21 protein-coding genes are annotated in these 18,255 nt (G+C 36.7%); 20 read left to right on the top strand and 1 reads right to left on the bottom strand.

The features are described 5' to 3' along the window. Positions 1–66 precede the first annotated feature (66 nt). The 7 genes from WH267_RS01615 to WH267_RS01645 all read left to right on the top strand — a co-directional run bounded on the left by WH267_RS01615 (position 67) and on the right by WH267_RS01645 (position 6,776). Positions 67–1,857 carry an endonuclease gene (locus WH267_RS01615; protein ID WP_340005046.1) on the top strand — a complete coding sequence of 597 codons (1,791 nt, stop codon included), beginning with the start codon at positions 67–69 and terminating at the stop codon, positions 1,855–1,857. Between the two features lie 64 nt (positions 1,858–1,921). Further along, positions 1,922–2,659 carry a shikimate dehydrogenase family protein gene (locus tag WH267_RS01620; RefSeq protein WP_115971770.1) on the top strand — a complete coding sequence of 246 codons (738 nt, stop codon included), beginning with the start codon at positions 1,922–1,924 and terminating at the stop codon, positions 2,657–2,659. Positions 2,660–2,733: 74 nt separating this feature from the next. After that, positions 2,734–4,536 (top strand): DUF349 domain-containing protein, encoded by a 1,803-nt coding sequence (locus WH267_RS01625; RefSeq protein WP_115971769.1) that lies wholly within the window; start codon positions 2,734–2,736, stop codon positions 4,534–4,536. A 64-nt stretch (positions 4,537–4,600) separates the two neighbouring features. Next, positions 4,601–5,617: a bifunctional diaminohydroxyphosphoribosylaminopyrimidine deaminase/5-amino-6-(5-phosphoribosylamino)uracil reductase RibD gene (ribD, locus tag WH267_RS01630; protein WP_340005049.1), complete on the top strand. Its 1,017-nt coding sequence runs from the start codon at positions 4,601–4,603 to the stop codon at positions 5,615–5,617. Positions 5,618–5,689: 72 nt separating this feature from the next. Continuing rightward, positions 5,690–5,854 (top strand): bacteriocin-like protein, encoded by a 165-nt coding sequence (locus tag WH267_RS01635; RefSeq protein WP_165852239.1) that lies wholly within the window; start codon positions 5,690–5,692, stop codon positions 5,852–5,854. A gap of 36 nt (positions 5,855–5,890) precedes the next feature. Further along, positions 5,891–6,052 carry a bacteriocin-like protein gene (locus WH267_RS01640; protein WP_165852243.1) on the top strand — a complete coding sequence of 54 codons (162 nt, stop codon included), beginning with the start codon at positions 5,891–5,893 and terminating at the stop codon, positions 6,050–6,052. Positions 6,053–6,170: 118 nt separating this feature from the next. Next, positions 6,171–6,776, top strand: coding sequence for an IMPACT family protein (locus WH267_RS01645; protein ID WP_340005052.1), 606 nt, complete (start codon positions 6,171–6,173; stop codon positions 6,774–6,776). On the opposite strand, the gene WH267_RS01650 is transcribed toward WH267_RS01645, so the two are convergent. Next, positions 6,773–7,483: a zinc metallopeptidase gene (locus tag WH267_RS01650; protein ID WP_115971766.1), complete on the bottom strand. Its 711-nt coding sequence runs from the start codon at positions 7,481–7,483 to the stop codon at positions 6,773–6,775. The genes WH267_RS01645 and WH267_RS01650 overlap by 4 nt on opposite strands. Before the next feature lie 105 nt (positions 7,484–7,588). Here WH267_RS01650 and WH267_RS01655 point away from each other — a divergent pair, with 105 nt between their 5' ends. From WH267_RS01655 to WH267_RS01715, 13 genes are all read left to right on the top strand, one after another. After that, positions 7,589–8,722, top strand: a complete 1,134-nt coding sequence (locus WH267_RS01655; protein ID WP_340005055.1) for a GTP cyclohydrolase — start codon at positions 7,589–7,591, stop codon at positions 8,720–8,722. Positions 8,723–8,778: 56 nt separating this feature from the next. Beyond that, positions 8,779–8,955 (top strand): hypothetical protein, encoded by a 177-nt coding sequence (locus tag WH267_RS01660; RefSeq protein WP_165852242.1) that lies wholly within the window; start codon positions 8,779–8,781, stop codon positions 8,953–8,955. Positions 8,956–9,077: 122 nt separating this feature from the next. Then, positions 9,078–9,449 (top strand): NADH-quinone oxidoreductase subunit A, encoded by a 372-nt coding sequence (locus WH267_RS01665; protein WP_045492896.1) that lies wholly within the window; start codon positions 9,078–9,080, stop codon positions 9,447–9,449. Between the two features lie 87 nt (positions 9,450–9,536). Continuing rightward, positions 9,537–10,097 (top strand): NADH-quinone oxidoreductase subunit B, encoded by a 561-nt coding sequence (locus WH267_RS01670; RefSeq protein ID WP_002983540.1) that lies wholly within the window; start codon positions 9,537–9,539, stop codon positions 10,095–10,097. Positions 10,098–10,103: 6 nt separating this feature from the next. Next, the gene (locus WH267_RS01675; RefSeq protein ID WP_340005060.1) at positions 10,104–10,598 is read left to right on the top strand and encodes an NADH-quinone oxidoreductase subunit C; all 495 of its coding nucleotides are present in this window, start codon (positions 10,104–10,106) and stop codon (positions 10,596–10,598) included. A 71-nt stretch (positions 10,599–10,669) separates the two neighbouring features. Further along, positions 10,670–11,893: an NADH dehydrogenase (quinone) subunit D gene (gene nuoD / locus WH267_RS01680; RefSeq protein WP_047494369.1), complete on the top strand. Its 1,224-nt coding sequence runs from the start codon at positions 10,670–10,672 to the stop codon at positions 11,891–11,893. 128 nt (positions 11,894–12,021) lie between these two features. Further along, on the top strand, positions 12,022–12,531 hold the full coding sequence (locus tag WH267_RS01685; RefSeq protein WP_103291622.1) for an NADH-quinone oxidoreductase subunit NuoE family protein: 510 nt from the start codon (positions 12,022–12,024) through the stop codon (positions 12,529–12,531). 78 nt (positions 12,532–12,609) lie between these two features. Then, on the top strand, positions 12,610–13,968 hold the full coding sequence (gene nuoF, locus WH267_RS01690; protein WP_115971763.1) for an NADH-quinone oxidoreductase subunit NuoF: 1,359 nt from the start codon (positions 12,610–12,612) through the stop codon (positions 13,966–13,968). A 5-nt stretch (positions 13,969–13,973) separates the two neighbouring features. Beyond that, complete coding sequence (locus WH267_RS01695; RefSeq protein ID WP_340005065.1) at positions 13,974–14,846, top strand: hypothetical protein; 873 nt, start codon at positions 13,974–13,976, stop codon at positions 14,844–14,846. 41 nt (positions 14,847–14,887) lie between these two features. Next, positions 14,888–15,886 carry a 2Fe-2S iron-sulfur cluster-binding protein gene (locus tag WH267_RS01700; protein ID WP_123321462.1) on the top strand — a complete coding sequence of 333 codons (999 nt, stop codon included), beginning with the start codon at positions 14,888–14,890 and terminating at the stop codon, positions 15,884–15,886. 96 nt (positions 15,887–15,982) lie between these two features. Further along, positions 15,983–17,047, top strand: coding sequence for an NADH-quinone oxidoreductase subunit NuoH (gene nuoH / locus WH267_RS01705; RefSeq protein ID WP_115971760.1), 1,065 nt, complete (start codon positions 15,983–15,985; stop codon positions 17,045–17,047). A gap of 152 nt (positions 17,048–17,199) precedes the next feature. Continuing rightward, positions 17,200–17,757 (top strand): NuoI/complex I 23 kDa subunit family protein, encoded by a 558-nt coding sequence (locus tag WH267_RS01710; RefSeq protein WP_040996950.1) that lies wholly within the window; start codon positions 17,200–17,202, stop codon positions 17,755–17,757. Next, the gene (locus WH267_RS01715) at positions 17,757–18,254 is read left to right on the top strand and encodes an NADH-quinone oxidoreductase subunit J family protein (protein ID WP_115971759.1); all 498 of its coding nucleotides are present in this window, start codon (positions 17,757–17,759) and stop codon (positions 18,252–18,254) included. The genes WH267_RS01710 and WH267_RS01715 overlap by 1 nt, the downstream gene beginning before the upstream one ends. The last annotated feature ends 1 nt before the right edge of the window (position 18,255 follow it).

An 18,255-nucleotide genomic window follows, 5' to 3' on the forward strand; every position in this document is an offset into this window, starting at 1 on the left:
CATTTAACAGTTAAAACCTTTTTGGGTTTCATTTTTTCGTACCTTTACGCCCCAATTTTAAAAAAAATGAAACGAATTTTATCCTTTTTTCTATTAAGTTTTGCATTCATCAATGCAATGGCACAAGCCCCGGCTGGTTATTATAATACAGCAAACGGTTTAACAGGTGCTCCTCTTAAAACAGCCCTTAAAGGTATCATTACCAACGGACACATAGACAAAGGCTATGGAGGCTTATGGACAGCTTATCAAACAACGGATCGTGACCTAAACACGAACTTTGAAAACGATGGAACAATATTAGACATTTACTCTGAAAACCCTAATGGACAAGATCCTTATAATTTCAATGTAGGAACCAGTCAATGTGGCAGCTATAATGATGAAGGACAATGCTACAACAGAGAACATATTATTCCTCAAAGTTTATTCAGTAAAGCATCACCTATGGTTGCAGACATTCACTTTATCCGTCCTACAGATGGAAAAGTAAATGGTATGAGATCCAATTACCCTTTCGGTAAAGTAGGAAATGCATCTTACACTTCTCAAAACCAATCTAAATTAGGAAATTCAGCATCACCAGGATATAGCGGAACTGTATTTGAACCTATCGATGCTTTCAAAGGAGATGTAGCCAGAATGATCTTTTATTTTGTAACAAGATATGAAGATAAACTTTCAGGGTTCAGTTCTGGTGATATGCTTGGAAGCTCTTCCTTTCCAGGGTTAACACAATGGGCATTAACTCAGTATTTACAATGGAATGCTATGGACCCTGTATCTCCGGAAGAAATAAACAGAAATAATGCAGCATTTACATTTCAGGGGAATAGAAATCCATTCATTGATAATCCAGCTTACGCAGATCAAATCTGGGGAACTCCTGTAATTGACAACCAAGCTCCAACAGCACCTACCAACCTGATCGCTAACAACCCTACTTCAAATACAATGGGCTTAAGCTGGACTGCATCAACAGATAATGTTGGAGTAACAGGTTATGATATTTATGTTGGGAATACATTAAAAACCAGCGTTTCAGGAACATCAACAACAGCCACAGTAGCAGGGTTAGCTCCACTTACTCCATATACATTCTATGTAATTGCTAAAGATGCATTTGGAAATGCTTCACCGCAAAGTAATATTGCAGCAGGAACTACTCTTGACGGACCAGTTAATGTAGGAAACTGTGGTGATGAAAATTTCAGCAATATTCCTGCGAATGCAAGTGATTATAAAACCAGAACATGGACAAATAATAATGTAAGCTGGACTGCAACATTAGCAAGAACTGACCAAACTATTAATGGTAAAGCAATAACGCTTCAAGGAGGTGATCTAACTAGTTCTAATGTGCCTGGCGGAGTTCAGACATTAACGTTAACTACTCAACGTAAATTTAACGGAGGAGATGGTAACCTGAATGTTTTTGTAAATAATAATTTAGCAGGAACAATTCCTTACAGCGCATCAGTAGCAACTAACTTCATCAATGTAAACGTTACAGGAAATGCTGTTATTAAAATTGTAAACCCTAACAACAATGATAGAGTTGCTATCGATGACCTTAAATGGACATGTTACAACGGATCATTAGCAACTTCTGAAACTAAAAAAGATAAAGCAGAGTTCAGTATCTATCCTAACCCGGTAAGAAACAATGAACTGTTTATGAAAGGAGAAAACCTTAACAAAATTTCAAAAGCTCAGATCTATGACCTTTCAGGAAAAGCAATTGAAACACTTTCCAATCCTTTCAAAAACTCAAATAAAATTAATCTTAAAGGGTTAGTAAAAGGAACTTACATCTTAAAAACAGATAATTTCTCTACTAAATTTATCGTAGAATAATTATTACAAAATATTTCAAACTAAAGGCCGGATTTATCCGGTCTTTTTTTATAATTTTGATCATATGGATTCCAACAAAAAATTAGGATTGATAGGACGAAATATTTCCTATTCCTTTTCTAAAAAATTCTTCGAAAATAAGTTCCAAAAGCTTATGCTTAAAGGTTTTTCCTATGACATTTTTGATCTGAATGAAATCAATGAAGTAGAGGACCTTTTTTCTTCACCAGAATTGTTAGGTTTTAATGTTACCATTCCTTATAAAGAACAAATCATCAGTTATCTTGATGAATTAAGTGATGAAGCTGAAAAAATAGGTGCGGTGAACTGTGTTTTAATTCAAGACGGCAAAAAAACCGGATACAATACAGATGCTTTCGGTTTTGAAAAAACTCTTTTCCTTCATAAAAAGCCAACGCAGGACAAAGCATTGATTCTAGGCAACGGAGGAGCTGCAAAAGCTGTAAAATATATTTTGGACAAACATAACATCCCATCCAAAACTATTTCAAGAAGTACAGAAATCAATTTTGAAAACCTGAATCAGGAAACCGTACACGAACATAAGATTATTATCCAATGTACACCGGTAGGTACATTTCCGAATGTTGAAGACTGTCTGACTTTTCCTTTTGACGCACTTTCTCCGGAGCATTTAGTTATCGATTTAATTTACAACCCCAGCTATACTCAATTTATCATCAATGCTTCCGAAAAAGGAGCCAAAACGGTAAACGGTTATTATATGCTTGAACAGCAAGCAGAAAAAGCTTGGGAAATTTGGAATTTTCAAAAAAAATAACATAAATTAGTACTTTAATTGCCCTTACAACTATATTTAAAGGATATTAACGCCACTCACATAAAAGATTTGCTATGACTACAGAAAACAATCTTTCTGAAAACGAAGAAAAGAAAAATCCTAACGAAGTATCTCAGGAGACATCGGAAAACACTGTTTCTCATGATGCCCATTCTCATGAAGATGATACTGAACACCTGGAAGAACATGAAGATGTCGAGATCTCTCTGGCTGATGCCCTGAAAGAAATGGAAAAACTCATCAATGCACCCGATGCCGGTGAGAATTCTAAAAAATTCAATCAGTTGAAAGAAAAAGCAAGTCACCACATCCATGATGAAGTGGAAGATAAAAAGCATGAGTATGCAGAAGCTGGAAATACCTCTGAAAATTTCAGTTATGAACATCCTTCTCAAGCTAAATTCTCTGCTTTAGTTAATATTTTCAGAGAGAAACATGACGAGTTTCAGAAGGGACAGGAAGAAGAACAAAAGAAAAATCTGGATCACCGTCAGAACATTATTGAAAGATTAAAAAATCTATATACCAATTCTGAACCGGGAGTCAATCTTTTTAAATCTATTCGTGAGATTAAAGAAGAATGGTCAAAAGCCGGACAGGTTGCCAAATCTGAATTCAAGATCCTTAACAATAATTACTTTCATCACCTGAACCAGTTTTATCAGATGCTGGATCTGAATAAGGAATTTTTAGAACAGGAATACAGCCATAACCTTGAAAAAAGACAGCACATCATTGCCCGTGCCCAGGAACTGGAGAATGAACCAGTAATTCAAAAAGCACTTAATGAGCTTCAGTATCTTCATAAGCTTTGGAAAGAAGAAGCTGAGCCTGTAGCAGAAGAATTCCGCGAAAAAACATGGGAAGAGTTCAAAGAAATTTCCAATAAAATTCACGAAAGAAAATCTGAACTTTCAGCATCTATCGAAAAAGAACAGACCGCCAATCTTGAAAAGAAAAATCAGATTATCGCTGAAATCAAGAAACTTTCAGAACCTTCTGAAACCCCTAATCATAATTACTGGCAGAATTCCATCAAAAGAGTTGAAGAACTTCGTTCTGATTTCCTGAAAACGGGAAGTGTTCCAAGAAAACTGTCTAATCAGAACTGGAATGATTTCAAAACAACCCTTAGAGGCTTTAATACAACAAAAAATAACTATTATAAATCTTTAAAAGGTTCTCAACAGGCTAATCTGGAAGAAAAATTAAAATTAATCCAGACTGCCCAGGATAATCAGAGTAATGAAGAATGGGATATCGCTGTTCCATTATTCAAAAAGCTTCAGGAAGACTGGAAAAAAATCGGACACGTTCCAAAGAGCATGACCAATAAAATCTGGGATGAATTCCGTGACGCTTGTAATGCCTTCTTTAACAATTACAGAGAAAAAAGTAACACTTCTACCGATAACTGGAAAGAAAACTATAAGAACAAAAAAAGCCTTCTCGATGAATTGAAATTGGTTTCCAACGAAGAAGGAAGTATCGAGAAAATTGAAGCGATCAAAACAGCATGGAATAATATTGGAAAAGTTCCGAGAGATAAAATTTCTATCAACACTGAATTCAATAAGACTCTCAGAGAAAAACTGAAGATCAATAAGATCAATGAACTTGAATTGAAAGAAGAAGGATTATCAGAAAACCAGCTTACTGACAAAGCAAGAAAGATCAAAAATCAAATTTCTGATCTTGAAGCTGAAATCGTTAAGCTTGAAAATAACCTTGCATTCTTCAATAAACCATCAAGGGAAAATCCTCTTCTAAGAGACACTTACAATACTATTGATGAAAAGAAAGCTCATCTGGAAACTTTAAGACAAAATCTCCACAACATTATTGCCGGAGAATAAATTTTAATACAATAAATAAGGGCGGAGCAAAGCAATTTGTCTTCGCTTTTTCTTTTTATACAATATGAATAACGACGAACTATATATTAAAAGATGTATCGAGCTGGCTCAAAAGGCCCTTGGTAACACCTACCCTAATCCCCTTGTAGGAAGTGTAATTGTTTACAATGGAGAAATCATTGGAGAAGGATACCATCATAAAGCAGGTGAAAACCATGCAGAAATCAATGCGATCAATTCAGTGAAAGATAAAAATCTCATTCCTGAATCAACGATTTATGTTTCGCTGGAGCCCTGTGCCCATTATGGAAAAACGCCCCCATGTGCTTTAAAAATTAAAGAATTAGGATTTAAAAAAGTAGTCATTGGTGCTATGGACTCTCATGATAAAGTCAATGGAAAAGGAAAAAAGATCATTCAGGATGCAGGAATAGAAGCTGTTTCAGGTATTCTTGAAAAAGAATGCATTGAGCTGAACAAAAGATTTTTCACTTACCATGAAAAGAAAAGACCTTATATCCTCCTGAAATGGGCAGAATCCGGTGATGGATTTTTAGATAAAGATTTTAAACCAACTGCTGTATCCAATGCTTTAGCCAATCAGTTCGTCCATCAGCTAAGAGCAGACGAACATGCTATTTTAGTAGGAACACAAACTGCTTTAAATGACAACCCAAGCCTGACTGTAAGAAACGTTGAAGGAATTAATCCTGTCAGAATTTTAATCGATTTTGATTTAAAGGTTCCTCAAGACTTCAAAATTTACAACGACGAAGCCAGAACATTAGTTTTAAATGCTGTAAAAGAAGGAAAAGAAGATCATATAGAATTCATTAAAATCAAAAAAGAGAACTTCCTGTCTGATTTGATGGAATCCTTATACAGGGAACAAATCCAGTCTGTTATTATTGAAGGAGGCCGTTTCACCTTACAGCAATTCATTGATGCTGATCTTTGGGACGAAGCTATCATCATTAAAAATGAAAACCTGAAATTAGGAAATGGCACAAAAGCTCCGGAATTCAATCATATTCCTTATAAAACAGAAAACTATAGGAATAATACCATTTCCTTTTTTTAATTAAAATAAAAGCCCGTTTATCACCCTTAAATGAAATAATTTCTTTACCTTAGTAATATCCAAAAAAATATCATGAAAAATTTAAAGAAAGTTTTAAGGGAAGACCTGAAAAAAGTAAGTGGAGGTATCGCTCCAAAATGTTGTTCATATTATCCAGCTCAATGGCAACATTGCTGCCCGACACCATCAAGCATGAGCTGCCCACCACCTTGGGAAGTAGGAAGCTTCCCATGCTAATATCATTAACACATACAAATTAACCAAACTATTACTATGAAAAACCTAAAGCAAATTAAAAGAGAGAATCTTAAAACCATCAATGGTGGATTAATAAAAATGGAGAACTGCGTAGTCATTTACGGATGTCCACCCAACACAAGACAATGCTACTGGAGAAACTCAGGTGGAGGCGGTGGAGATGTTTATTGTGTATAACAATTGAATAACCTATAAAGTATAAACAAGTGTCGTCATTATTTGGCGACATTTTTATTATTATTTCTCCAGTTGTAAAGCATTTAATATTTTTGCAAATACAAAGCCGGAATACAGAATGACGTTTGAATACAAAACCATAGAAAAACCTATAGAAAACACCTTATTAAAAGAAAAAGGAAGCAAGTTTATCGGATTTGCTTTCCCGGTCACTAATGAAAAGGAACTGAAAGCTGCATTGGAAAAGGTCAGAGAAGAACACCCCAAAGCGACCCATCACTGTTATGCTTTCAGAATGGGATTAAATGGTGAGAATTACCGAGCTAATGATGATGGTGAACCTTCAGGAAGTGCAGGATTACCTATTTACAATCAATTATTAGCCCATGAGATCACTAATGTCTTAGTTATTTCAGTCCGTTATTATGGTGGAACCAAACTAGGCGTTTCAGGTTTAGTGAAAGCTTACAAAGAATCTGCAAAGATCACATTAGAAGAAGCCAATATTATCACAAGAGAACTGGAAACAGAAATTGAGATCCAGTTCAACTTCAATCAGCAGAATACCATCTTTACCCTGCTTTCAAAATTTGAGGCTAAGGTGGTAAACTTTGATGCCAATGAAAACTGCATCCTTACCGCCTCATTAAAACTGGCCCAAAAAGAAAGCATCTCAGAAAAATTATCCGAGATGCAATATGTTTCATTTGAATTTAATGATTAATCCCTTCTTCCGCTTAGAAGCAAAGATCCCCAGTAAAGCAGCTGAGCTAAAGATCCTAAAGCTGCTACAACATATGTTCTCGCTGCCCATCTTAAACTATCCTGAACGCCTACAAATTCTTCAGCAGTTACAGTACCTGTATCTTTAAGCCACTTCATCGCTCTGTTACTTGCATCATACTCCACCGGCAATGTTACAAAAGCAAACAGAGTGGTTACTGCAAACATAGCTACACCAATAGCCAGAATGGCTGTATTTCCGTTAGGATTGTCCACTGTTCTCGTAGCTGCCATTATCGCAATACCTGCAATAAGAACAAACTGCATCAGGTTGGAACTTATATTTACAACCGGAACCAATTTGGAACGTAAATTCAACATTGAGTATCCTACTGCGTGCTGTACGGCATGCCCACATTCGTGAGCCGCTACAGCTGCAGCTGCTGCATTTCTCTGCATATAAACCCCTTCTGAAAGGTTTACTGTTTTATCTGCCGGATTATAGTGGTCCGTCAACTGCCCGGGAACTGATATTACCTGAACATCATTAATTCCGTTATCTCTCAACATTTTTTCCGCTACTTCTTTCCCCGAAAGGCCATTTTGGAGATGTACTTTGGAATAATATTCAAATTTTGATTTCAGCCTGGACGAAACCCACCAGCTCACCAGCATTGAAATCCCAATAATGATATAATAACCCGTCATTTTTATTTAGATTTTGTGATCAATTTTTAACCATAATGATATAAAAACTGTGCCAAAGTATCCGATATTATTATTTATATTTGTCCTTAAATTACCTCAAAAAACATGTCTACAATTTCTATTATTGAAGTAAAAACAGCTGGTCAGCTCAAGCAATTCGTAAGATTTCCAATGGATTTATACAAAAATAATCCATACTATGTTCCATCCTTTATTAAAGATGAAATGAAAATTTGGGATGCAAAGGAAAATCCGGCCTTAGATTATTCAGAGTCTAAACAATATCTGGCCATAAATGACAATAAGGTAGTTGGAAGAATAGCTGTAATTATCAATCATAAGGAAGAAAAGGAATTAGGCATCAAAAAGGTACGATTTGGCTGGATAGATTTCATTGATGATTCTGAAGTTTCCAAAGCTTTAATTCAAATTGCAATTGATTACGCTAAAGAACACAAGATTGACAAGATTGAAGGCCCAATGGGTTTTACAAATCTTGACAAAGCAGGGATGCTGACAATGGGATTTGATAAACTGGCAACAATGATTGGAATTTACAATCATGCATACTACCCAAAACATCTTGAAAATCTTGGATTAACCAAGGAAAAAGAATGGGTAGAATATGAAATGAATTTCCCGAAGGTACTTCCTGAAAAAGTAGAAAAATTCAGTGGATTAATTGCTCAAAAATATAAGCTCAGTGTTCTCAAATTTAAATCAAAGGAAGAAATTCTCCCTTATGTAGAACCTATGTTCAAATTATTGGACGAAACCTATAAGCATCTTTCTACTTACACGCCAATCTCAGAAGAACAGATCAAAACCTACAAGGAAAAATACTTCCCGTTTATTGATAAAAACTATGTAATCTGTGTAGTGGATGAAAACCAGCAATTGGTTTCTTTTGCCATTACGATGCCCTCTTATTCGAAGGCTTTACAGAAGTCAAAAGGAAAGCTATTTCCTTTCGGGTGGTGGCATTTTTTACAGGCCAGCAAGAAAAATGACCGTGCCAATTTTTACCTGATCGGGATTCATCCTGAATACCAAAGACGTGGCGTAACTGCTATTATCTTTAAAGAAATCTTTGTCCGGTTTACAAGTATGGGAATCGATTTTGCTGAAACCAATCCGGAACTGGAGGAAAACAAAAGTGTTCAGCTCCTGTGGCAGGACTATAATCCTGTGAACCACAAGAGAAGAAGAACATATTCGATGATGATAAATAACGGGTGAGATAAAATTAAAGCCTCGCTCTAAAAACTCTTCCACTCTTAACCCCTTTTCACCTCATGAAACCACAACTTATCATTTTCGCTGTTTTAATCGCAGGATTTATTGCTTACAATTTCTTTTTTCAGTCTCAGGATGGAAGGACAAATACAGTAATTAATATTGTTTTTGCAAGTGTTCTTTTTGGATATATTGCATTTATGGCCTACTCTCTTCTTAAAAAAATGAAGAAATAACCCGTTATTTTTATTGATTCTAAATTGTAGCTTTTCTCTATTTTCATCCGACTTTTAAGCTCATAAATTTCATGCTTTATTGTTTATTCGTTAAATTTGCAAATTGAGATAATAATGCAAAAATGAATTTACCTGAAAGTTATATTCCAATCCTTATCCAGGCTGGTGTAGCAGTAGGATTTGTCGCTGTTTCTTTACTTGGAGCACATTTCTTAGGTCCTAAGCAGAAAAAAGGAGACTCTGTAAAAAACCAAAGCTGGGAATGTGGAGTTCCTAGTGAAGGAAATGCAAGAACGCCATTTTCTATCAAGTACTTCCTGACTGCGGTATTGTTTGTACTATTCGATATTGAAATCGTATTCTTTTATCCTTATGCGGTAAATTTCAGAGAATTCGGTATGGAAGGGTTCCTGGCTGTACTTACGTTCGTTGCGATCTTCTTCGTGGCGTTTTTCTATGTTTGGAAACGTGGAGCACTAGATTGGGACAAGTAGGATAATTATAAATTAAAAATTATAAATTTTAGATAAGAGACAGTAATAAACATCTTATTCTAAAGTTTAAAATCTAAAATCTAAGAAATGTCAGATAAAAAACCAGTAATAAGAACAGATGCACCTGCTCCCGAAGGATATGAAGGAGAAGGGTTTTTCGCAACAAAACTGAGCAGTGTAATCGGGATGGCAAGAAAGTTTTCACTTTGGCCATTGCCATTTGCAACCTCTTGTTGTGGTATTGAGTTTATGGCTACCCTGAACCCTACTTATGATGCATCAAGATTTGGAATGGAAAGAAACTCTTTCTCTCCAAGACAAGCGGATATGTTGATGGTTTGCGGAACTATATCAAAGAAATTAGGACCAGTTCTTAAAGAAGTATATACTCAGATGGCAGAGCCGAAATGGGTAGTGGCTGTTGGCGCTTGTGCTTCCAGCGGAGGTATTTTTGATACTTACTCTGTACTTCAGGGAATTGATAAAATTATTCCGGTAGACGTTTATGTTCCTGGATGTCCTCCAAGACCAGAACAGATCATTGAAGGAGTAATGCAGGTACAGGCTCTTGCAGAAAGCGAAAGCATCAGAAGAAGAGATATGCCTGAATATCAGAAATTATTAGATTCTTACAACATAAGCAACTAAACGGAAATGACAAACGAATTTGTATTAGAAGCAATCACCAGAGAATTTCCGGAATCTGTTATTTCAAGCTCAGAGCCTTATGGAATGCTGACCATTGAAGTGAAGAAAGAAGATATCAAGAAGATCATTCACTATCTTAAAGATTCAACACTGGAATTTAATTTCCTTACAGATATCTGTGGTATTCATTACCCTGAATTTCCGGATAAGGAAATAGGTGTTGTATACCATTTACATAATATGATGGCCAACTTCAGATTACGTCTGAAGATCTTTATGCCCAGAGAAAATATCGAAGTGGATTCTCTTACTGATCTATATGCCGGTGCTAACTGGATGGAAAGAGAAACGTTTGACTTTTATGGGATTAAATTTAAAGGACACCCGGATCTTAGACCTATTCTGAATATGGAAGATCTTGGATACCACCCAATGTTGAAGGAATATCGACTTGAAGACGGTACAAGAACCGATAAGGACGATAATATGTTCGGAAGATAAATAATTTGAAATTGGATATTTGATATTTGAAGTTAAAATTTCAAGTTTCAGATCTCAAATCTACATATATTATGAAAGATAACTCATTATCTAATATACTAAACCAGTACGAAAGTAAGGAACAGATTGACGGACAATTATATACCCTCAATTTAGGACCTACCCACCCTGCTACTCACGGGATTTTCCAGAATATCTTAACGATGGATGGAGAAAGAATCCTTCATGCTGAGCAAACCGTAGGATATATCCACAGAGCATTTGAGAAAATTTCTGAAAGAAGAAACTATTCTCAGATCACTACCCTTACAGACCGTATGAATTACTGTTCTGCACCGATCAATAACTTAGGTTGGCATATGACAGTAGAAAAACTGATTGGCGTTGAAGTTCCAAAGCGTGTAGACTATATGCGTGTTATCCTAATGGAACTGGCAAGAATCGGTGACCACCTGATCTGTAACGGGGTAACCGGAATGGACTCAGGAGCGATTACAGGTCTTACCTACATGTTCATCGAAAGAGAACGTATTTATGATATGTATGAGCAGATCTGCGGAGCAAGAATGACAACGAACATGGGAAGAATCGGAGGATTTGAAAGAGATTTCACCCCTAAATTCCATGAGTTGTTACAGGACTTCTTAAAAACTTTCCCTGCAAGATTTAAAGAATTCGGTACTTTATTAGAAAGAAACAGAATTTTCATGGACAGAACCATCGGTACAGGAGCAATTTCTGCGGAAAGAGCATTAAGCTACGGTTTCACAGGTCCAAACTTACGTGCAGCCGGTGTAGATTATGATGTGAGAGTTGCACAGCCTTATTCTTCATACGAGGATTTCGACTTTATTATTCCTGTAGGAACTTCAGGAGATACTTACGACCGTTTCATGGTTCGTCAACAGGAAATCTGGGAATCCCTAAAAATTATCAAACAAGCATACGAAAACCTTCCGGAAGGGCCATTCCACGCGGATGTTCCTGATTTCTATCTTCCTGAAAAAGCAGATGTATATCAGAAAATGGAAGCTTTGATCTACCACTTCAAAATTGTAATGGGAGAAACTGATGTACCGAAAGGAGAGGTTTATCATGCAGTAGAAGGCGGAAACGGAGAATTAGGTTTCTATCTTGTGAGCGACGGAGGAAGAAGCCCTTACAGACTTCACTTCAGAAGACCATGTTTCATCTACTATCAGGCATATCCTGAAATGATTACAGGTTCTGTAATTTCAGATGCCATTGTAACGATGTGTAGTATGAATATTATTGCGGGAGAATTAGACGCATAATACATTAGACTAAAAGATAATAGAAGAAAAGATAATAGACTTTCTTCACCCAATATAAAACGAATTTAGAATAACGGACTTTAGGAATCTTCTTTCTTTGTTCTTTACTCTTTAATCTTAGATAAAAAATGAGCGAAACAATAGCTTTTAAACCGGAAAGTTTAGCACAGGTACACAAAATTATCGCAAGATATCCTGAAGGAAGACAGAAATCTGCTCTTCTTCCTGTACTTCACTTGGCACAGAAAGAATTCGGAGGATGGTTAGATGTTCCTGTGATGGATTATGTTGCCGGACTATTAAGTATCAAACCGATCGAAGTATATGAAGTGGCTACTTTCTATACCATGTTCAACATGAAGCCGGTAGGTAAATATGTTTTAGAGGTTTGCAGAACAGGACCTTGTATGGTTTGTGGAAGCGAAAAGATTCTTGATCATATCAGAACGAAACTGAACATTAAAGACGGGGAAACTACTGAAGACGGTATGTTTACCTTAAAGCCTGCTGAATGTCTTGGAGCATGCGGATATGCACCAATGCTACAGCTTGGAAAGTTCTTTCATGAAAATTTAACGATAGAAAAAGTAGACGAAATCCTTGATCTTTGCAGACAGGGACAACTTGCTTTAGACTAAATAAATTTTAACACATTAAAAATAGCCATAAGCTAAAAGCCACGAGCCAATAGCTGAACGCTAAAAGCATAATAAACAATGAGTAAAAAACTTTTACTTAAAGACGCACATATAGAAGGTATTCGCTACTTTGAAACGTACCGTAAACAGGGAGGTTACACAGCGGCAGAGAAAGCCTTGAAAATGACTCCTGATGAAATTCTTGAAGAAGTAAAGGCTTCAGGACTAAGAGGACGTGGTGGAGCTGGATTCCCAACAGGGATGAAATGGAGCTTTTTGGCAAAACCGGAAGGCGTTCCAAGACACCTTGTTGTCAATGCAGATGAATCTGAACCTGGAACATTCAAGGATAGATATTTAATGGAGTTCCTTCCTCACCTATTGATCGAAGGAATGCTGATTTCATCTTTCTGTTTAGGTTCAAATGTTTCTTATATCTACATCCGTGGAGAATATTCATGGATTCCTGATATTTTAGAAGAAGCAATTGAAGAAGCTAAAGCAGCAGGATTTTTAGGTAAAAATATTTTAGGAACCGGTTTCGATCTTGAAATCTATGTACAGAGAGGAGGCGGAGCCTATATTTGCGGTGAAGAAACTGCATTGCTGGAATCTCTTGAAGGAAAAAGAGGTAACCCAAGATTAAAACCACCATTCCCGGCTGTAAAAGGTCTTTGGGAAAGACCAACGGTAGTAAACAACGTTGAATCTATTGCAGCAATCGTTCCAATCATTGATATTACAGGTGCTGAGTATGCTAAAATTGGTGTAGGTAGATCTACAGGTACGAAATTGATTTCTGCTTGTGGAAACATCAACAAACCGGGAGTATACGAAATTGATATGACCATTACTGTAGAAGAATTCATCTACTCTGATGAATACTGTGGTGGTATTAAAGACGGAAAAAGATTAAAGGCTTGCATTCCTGGAGGAAGTTCTGTTCCGATTGTTCCTGCTAATCTATTGCTGAGAACAGTGAACGGAGAGCCAAGATATATGAACTATGAATCATTAGCTGATGGTGGTTTTGCTACCGGAACAATGATGGGTTCAGGAGGTTTCATCGTTTTAGATGAAGACCAGTGTATTGTGGATCACACAATGACTTTAGCAAGATTTTATCACCATGAAAGCTGTGGACAATGTACACCTTGCCGTGAAGGAACAGGATGGATGCATAAAATCTTAAAGAAGATTGAAAAAGGAGAAGGAAAAATGGAAGATATCGATCTACTTTGGGATATCCAGAGAAAAATCGAAGGAAATACGATTTGTCCATTGGGAGATGCAGCGGCTTGGCCTGTTGCAGCAGCAATCCGTCACTTCAGAGATGAATTTGAGTGGCACGTGAAAAACCCTGAGTTATCTCAGACTCAAAACTATGGATTAGCACATTATGCAGATCCTATCCCGGCTGTTGAAAAGAATGCATAGGTAAAATGAAAAAGTTATTGGTTGTCGGCTTAATGATGTCGAGTTTTGTTTTCGGACAGAAAAAAGATTCTTTACTAGTAGAAAATAATGCAGACCTGTTTAAAACTCCTGTTTCCAAGAAACCGGAACCTTTAAGCAAAAAAGGTCAGATGTTCGCTTTTTATGGGTGGAACAGAGCAGCGTTCAGTAATTCGGATATCCGTTTTAAAGGAAATGGATATGATTTCCAGCTGAATAATGTAACGGCTCAGGATAGACCTACCAAATTCGGAATTGTCTATTTTGATCCAAGTTGGTTTACTGTAACACAGTATAATTTCAGAATAGGATATTTTATTAAAGATAATTTAGCGCTTGTTTTAGGAATTGACCACATGAAATATGTGATGGATCAGGATCAAACCGTTAACTTTAAAGGACATATTTCAGATCCTGAATATGCAGCCATGGTACAGAACGGGCAAGTGAACCTTGCAGATGAGAGGTTCCTTACTTTTGAACATACAGATGGACTTAACTATGAAAACTTAGGTCTTGAAAAGTATAAAAGCCTTATCAACAAGAAAAATGTTGATTTGGTTTGGTCTTATGGTGCCGGTATCGGATTTATGTTCCCAAAAAGTAATGTGAAACTTTTCGGAAACGAAAGAAGTGACCGTTTCCATGTTGCAGGTATGGGAACCGATGTAAGAGCCAGTCTTAACTTAGTACTTTGGAACCATGTAATGGTAAGATTAGAAGGAAAAGCAGGTTACATCAATATGTGGGATATCAAAACCACATTGAATAACAAACCAGACAAAGCTCAACAGGATTTTGTTTTCGGACAAATAATGGGGGGAATTGGATATACATTTAATACAAAGAAATATAAATAACAAAGCCTATTGCTTAACGCATAAAGCTTAAAGCATACAATATGAGCGAAGAAGTTAAAAAATTCAAAATAACGATAGACGGACAGACTGCTGAAGTTTTGCCTGGTACTTCTATTTTGGAAGCTGCAAGACAAATCGGTGGTAAATCTGTACCTCCTGCTATGTGTTACTACAGCAAATTAGAAACCAGTGGAGGAAGATGTAGAACCTGTCTTGTAGAAGTTTCTAAAGGATCTGAAGCAGATCCGCGTCCTATGCCGAAGTTGGTAGCAAGCTGCAGAACAAATGTAATGGACGGTATGGAAGTTAAAAACCTTACTTCTGAGAAAGCTCAGGAAGGAAGAAAAGCGGTTACCGAATTCTTATTGGTCAATCACCCGCTGGACTGCCCTGTTTGTGATCAGGCTGGTGAATGTCATCTTCAGGATCTTGGATATGAGCACGGAAACCTTGAGACTAGAACAGAATTCGAAAGAAATACTTACGAAGCTGATGATCTTGGCCCGAACATCAAATTGAACATGAACCGTTGTATTCTTTGTGCAAGATGTGTATTAGCTGCCAACCAATTAACAGGTGAAAGAGAGCACGGTATCCTTTTCAGAGGAGATCATGCTGAAATTTCTACCTATTTAAATAAAGCTTTAGATAATGACTTCATCGGAAACGTTATCGACGTTTGTCCTGTAGGAGCATTAACAGACAGAACTTCACGTTTTGCCAGCAGAGTATGGTTTACAAAACCAATGAACGCTTCTTGTAAGTGTGATAAATGTTCAGGAAAAACTGTAGTTTGGATGAAAGGTGACGAAATCGTAAGAGTTACTGCAAGAAAAGACCAGTGGGGTGAAGTTGAAGAATTCATCTGCGATACATGTCGTTTCGAAAGAAAAGCATTATCAGACTGGAATATCGAAGGTCCTAGACATATCGACAGACACTCTGTAATTTCATTGAATCACTACCAGAAGCCAAAAGACGAATTGATAATGATTGATAATCCTGGTGCTAAGGAAATCAGTGAAAAAGACGAAAAATAATTTTAATAAAGACAATTAGATTTCAGACACAAGACATCAGACTTAACCTCATATCTAGTATCTGACATCTCACATCTAAAAATCTTTAAAACAAAAATGGATTTACTTACATTTAAACTTATACTTGTACTAGCGCTTTTCCTGCTATCGTTGACGATTGCAGCCTACTCTACCTGGGCAGAAAGAAAAGTTGCCTCTATCATGCAGGATAGAATTGGTCCTAACAGAGCTGGACCTTTCGGATTACTGCAACCTCTTGCTGACGGTGGAAAATTCTTCTTCAAGGAAGACTTTACACCTGCCAATGCTGAAAAATTCCTTTTCGTATTGGGACCGGCTTTAGTAATGTTTATTTCATTAATCACAGGAGCAGTTATTCCTTGGGGTAAAAGTTTAAATATTGCAGGTACTTCTTTTGATCTTCAGGTGGCTAACATTGATGTTGGTGTACTTTTCATCATCGGAATGGCTTCCATCGGGGTTTACGGAATTATGATCGGAGGTTGGGCTTCGAACAACAAATATTCATTACTAGGTGCTATCCGTGCTTCTTCTCAGATGATTTCTTATGAATTAGCAATGGGATTAGCGCTTCTTTCTATTATTATGATGGCAGGAAGCTTAGACTTAAAAGAAATCACAGAAAGCCAGACTACTGGAAAATTATGGGGAGTTATTCCTTGGGTTTCCGGTATGAACTGGAACATTTTCTACCAGCCAATTGCTTTCCTTGTATTCTTTGTCGCGGCTTTAGCTGAAACCAACAGACACCCATTCGATTTACCTGAATGTGAATCTGAACTGGTAACAGGATACTCTACAGAATACTCTTCCATGAAGTTAGGTTTATATATGTTCGGGGAATACGTGAACATGTTTATCTCTAATGCTTTCATGGTTGTTCTTTTCTTTGGAGGTTACAACTATCCTGGTATTGAATGGGTAACTCAGAACTGGGGAGAAAACGTTGCAGGAATCTTAAGTATCGTAGCATTCTTAACGAAAACAGTAATCGGAATTCTGATCTTCATGTGGATCAGATGGACACTTCCAAGATTCAGATATGACCAGTTAATGCACTTAGGATGGAAAACATTAATCCCAATGGCATTGGTAAACCTATTAATTACAGGAGCTGTAATTTTAGCATTTGCAAACTAAGAAATTTTGAAAATGAGCTGATTTGAAAATTTGATAATGAAATCAAAGTTTTATCTTTAGCGTATCATATTCAATCATCAATATTAAATAATTAAGATAGCAGACAAGATTAGTCTAAAATCTGGTGTCTAACATCTAATATCTATAATTAAATGAAACTTACAAACAGATCAAAAGTTGTTTCCAATAAAGAAATGACCCTTGCTGAAAAAATCTACCTGCCTGCGATCTTCACAGGGATGGGGATTACATTTAAGCATGCTGTAAGAACCGTGATAAAGGGTGCTCCCGCAGTATATTCGTATCCGGAAGTACAGAAGCCAAGAACTACCATCTGGAGGGGTCAGCACGTTCTGAAAAGAGACGAGGAAGGCAGAGAAAGATGTACAGCTTGTGGACTTTGTGCGGTAGCTTGTCCTGCAGAAGCCATTACAATGACTGCTGCTGAAAGAACTAAAGAGGAAAAAGGCCTTTACAGAGAAGAAAAATATGCTTCAGTATATGAAATCAATATGCTAAGATGTATTTTCTGTGGTATGTGTGAAGAGGCTTGTCCTAAATCTGCAATCTATCTTACAGACAGATTAGTAGATGTGGAAACCAACAGAGGTTCTTTCATTTATGGAAAAGATAAATTAGTTGAAAAAATAAACGAAAGGATTGACATCACGACAAGACAATCCGAGAAACAAAAAAATGCGGTAAAATAATGGATCAGTTTTTATTTTTCTTGGTGGCGTTTTTAGCAGTGTCAAGTGCAGTTTACTTCGTGTTTGCGAAGAATCCTTTATATGCTATTTTGTCATTAATTGTTACGATGTTTTCAATTGCCGGAATGTACATTCTTCTGAATGCTCAGTTCCTTGCAATTATCCAGATTATAGTGTACGCAGGTGCCATCATGGTACTCTTCCTTTACATCTTAATGATGCTTAACCTTAATAAAGCAGACGAAAGTAAGAAGGGTAATACTTTAAAATTTATTGGAGTTTTTACTGCAGGTCTTCTTTTAGTTGGAGTTTTAGGAGTATTCAGAGGAGTTCAGCAAAACCAAATTGTAGTAGAGAATGTAGACAGAGGTGTTGGTCTTACTAAAAATCTGGGTAGACTTTTATTTAATGAATATGTTTTACCGTTTGAGCTTGCTTCTATCCTGATTTTAGCAGGTATTGTAGGCGCGGTATTAATCGGTAAAAAAGATTTATAAA

Origin of the sequence: Chryseobacterium sp. MYb328 (assembly GCF_037572595.1) — a bacterium.
Lineage (GTDB): Bacteria > Bacteroidota > Bacteroidia > Flavobacteriales > Weeksellaceae > Chryseobacterium > Chryseobacterium pennae.

Coding starts and splice junctions, on each gene's coding strand:
- WH267_RS01615 (WP_340005046.1), top strand. CDS start 67: ATGAAACGAATTTTATCCTTTTTTCTATTAAGTTTTGCATTCATCAAT.
- WH267_RS01620 (WP_115971770.1), top strand. CDS start 1,922: ATGGATTCCAACAAAAAATTAGGATTGATAGGACGAAATATTTCCTAT.
- WH267_RS01625 (WP_115971769.1), top strand. CDS start 2,734: ATGACTACAGAAAACAATCTTTCTGAAAACGAAGAAAAGAAAAATCCT.
- ribD (WP_340005049.1), top strand. CDS start 4,601: ATGAATAACGACGAACTATATATTAAAAGATGTATCGAGCTGGCTCAA.
- WH267_RS01635 (WP_165852239.1), top strand. CDS start 5,690: ATGAAAAATTTAAAGAAAGTTTTAAGGGAAGACCTGAAAAAAGTAAGT.
- WH267_RS01640 (WP_165852243.1), top strand. CDS start 5,891: ATGAAAAACCTAAAGCAAATTAAAAGAGAGAATCTTAAAACCATCAAT.
- WH267_RS01645 (WP_340005052.1), top strand. CDS start 6,171: ATGACGTTTGAATACAAAACCATAGAAAAACCTATAGAAAACACCTTA.
- WH267_RS01650 (WP_115971766.1), bottom strand. CDS start 7,483: ATGACGGGTTATTATATCATTATTGGGATTTCAATGCTGGTGAGCTGG.
- WH267_RS01655 (WP_340005055.1), top strand. CDS start 7,589: ATGTCTACAATTTCTATTATTGAAGTAAAAACAGCTGGTCAGCTCAAG.
- WH267_RS01660 (WP_165852242.1), top strand. CDS start 8,779: ATGAAACCACAACTTATCATTTTCGCTGTTTTAATCGCAGGATTTATT.
- WH267_RS01665 (WP_045492896.1), top strand. CDS start 9,078: ATGAATTTACCTGAAAGTTATATTCCAATCCTTATCCAGGCTGGTGTA.
- WH267_RS01670 (WP_002983540.1), top strand. CDS start 9,537: ATGTCAGATAAAAAACCAGTAATAAGAACAGATGCACCTGCTCCCGAA.
- WH267_RS01675 (WP_340005060.1), top strand. CDS start 10,104: ATGACAAACGAATTTGTATTAGAAGCAATCACCAGAGAATTTCCGGAA.
- nuoD (WP_047494369.1), top strand. CDS start 10,670: ATGAAAGATAACTCATTATCTAATATACTAAACCAGTACGAAAGTAAG.
- WH267_RS01685 (WP_103291622.1), top strand. CDS start 12,022: ATGAGCGAAACAATAGCTTTTAAACCGGAAAGTTTAGCACAGGTACAC.
- nuoF (WP_115971763.1), top strand. CDS start 12,610: ATGAGTAAAAAACTTTTACTTAAAGACGCACATATAGAAGGTATTCGC.
- WH267_RS01695 (WP_340005065.1), top strand. CDS start 13,974: ATGAAAAAGTTATTGGTTGTCGGCTTAATGATGTCGAGTTTTGTTTTC.
- WH267_RS01700 (WP_123321462.1), top strand. CDS start 14,888: ATGAGCGAAGAAGTTAAAAAATTCAAAATAACGATAGACGGACAGACT.
- nuoH (WP_115971760.1), top strand. CDS start 15,983: ATGGATTTACTTACATTTAAACTTATACTTGTACTAGCGCTTTTCCTG.
- WH267_RS01710 (WP_040996950.1), top strand. CDS start 17,200: ATGAAACTTACAAACAGATCAAAAGTTGTTTCCAATAAAGAAATGACC.
- WH267_RS01715 (WP_115971759.1), top strand. CDS start 17,757: ATGGATCAGTTTTTATTTTTCTTGGTGGCGTTTTTAGCAGTGTCAAGT.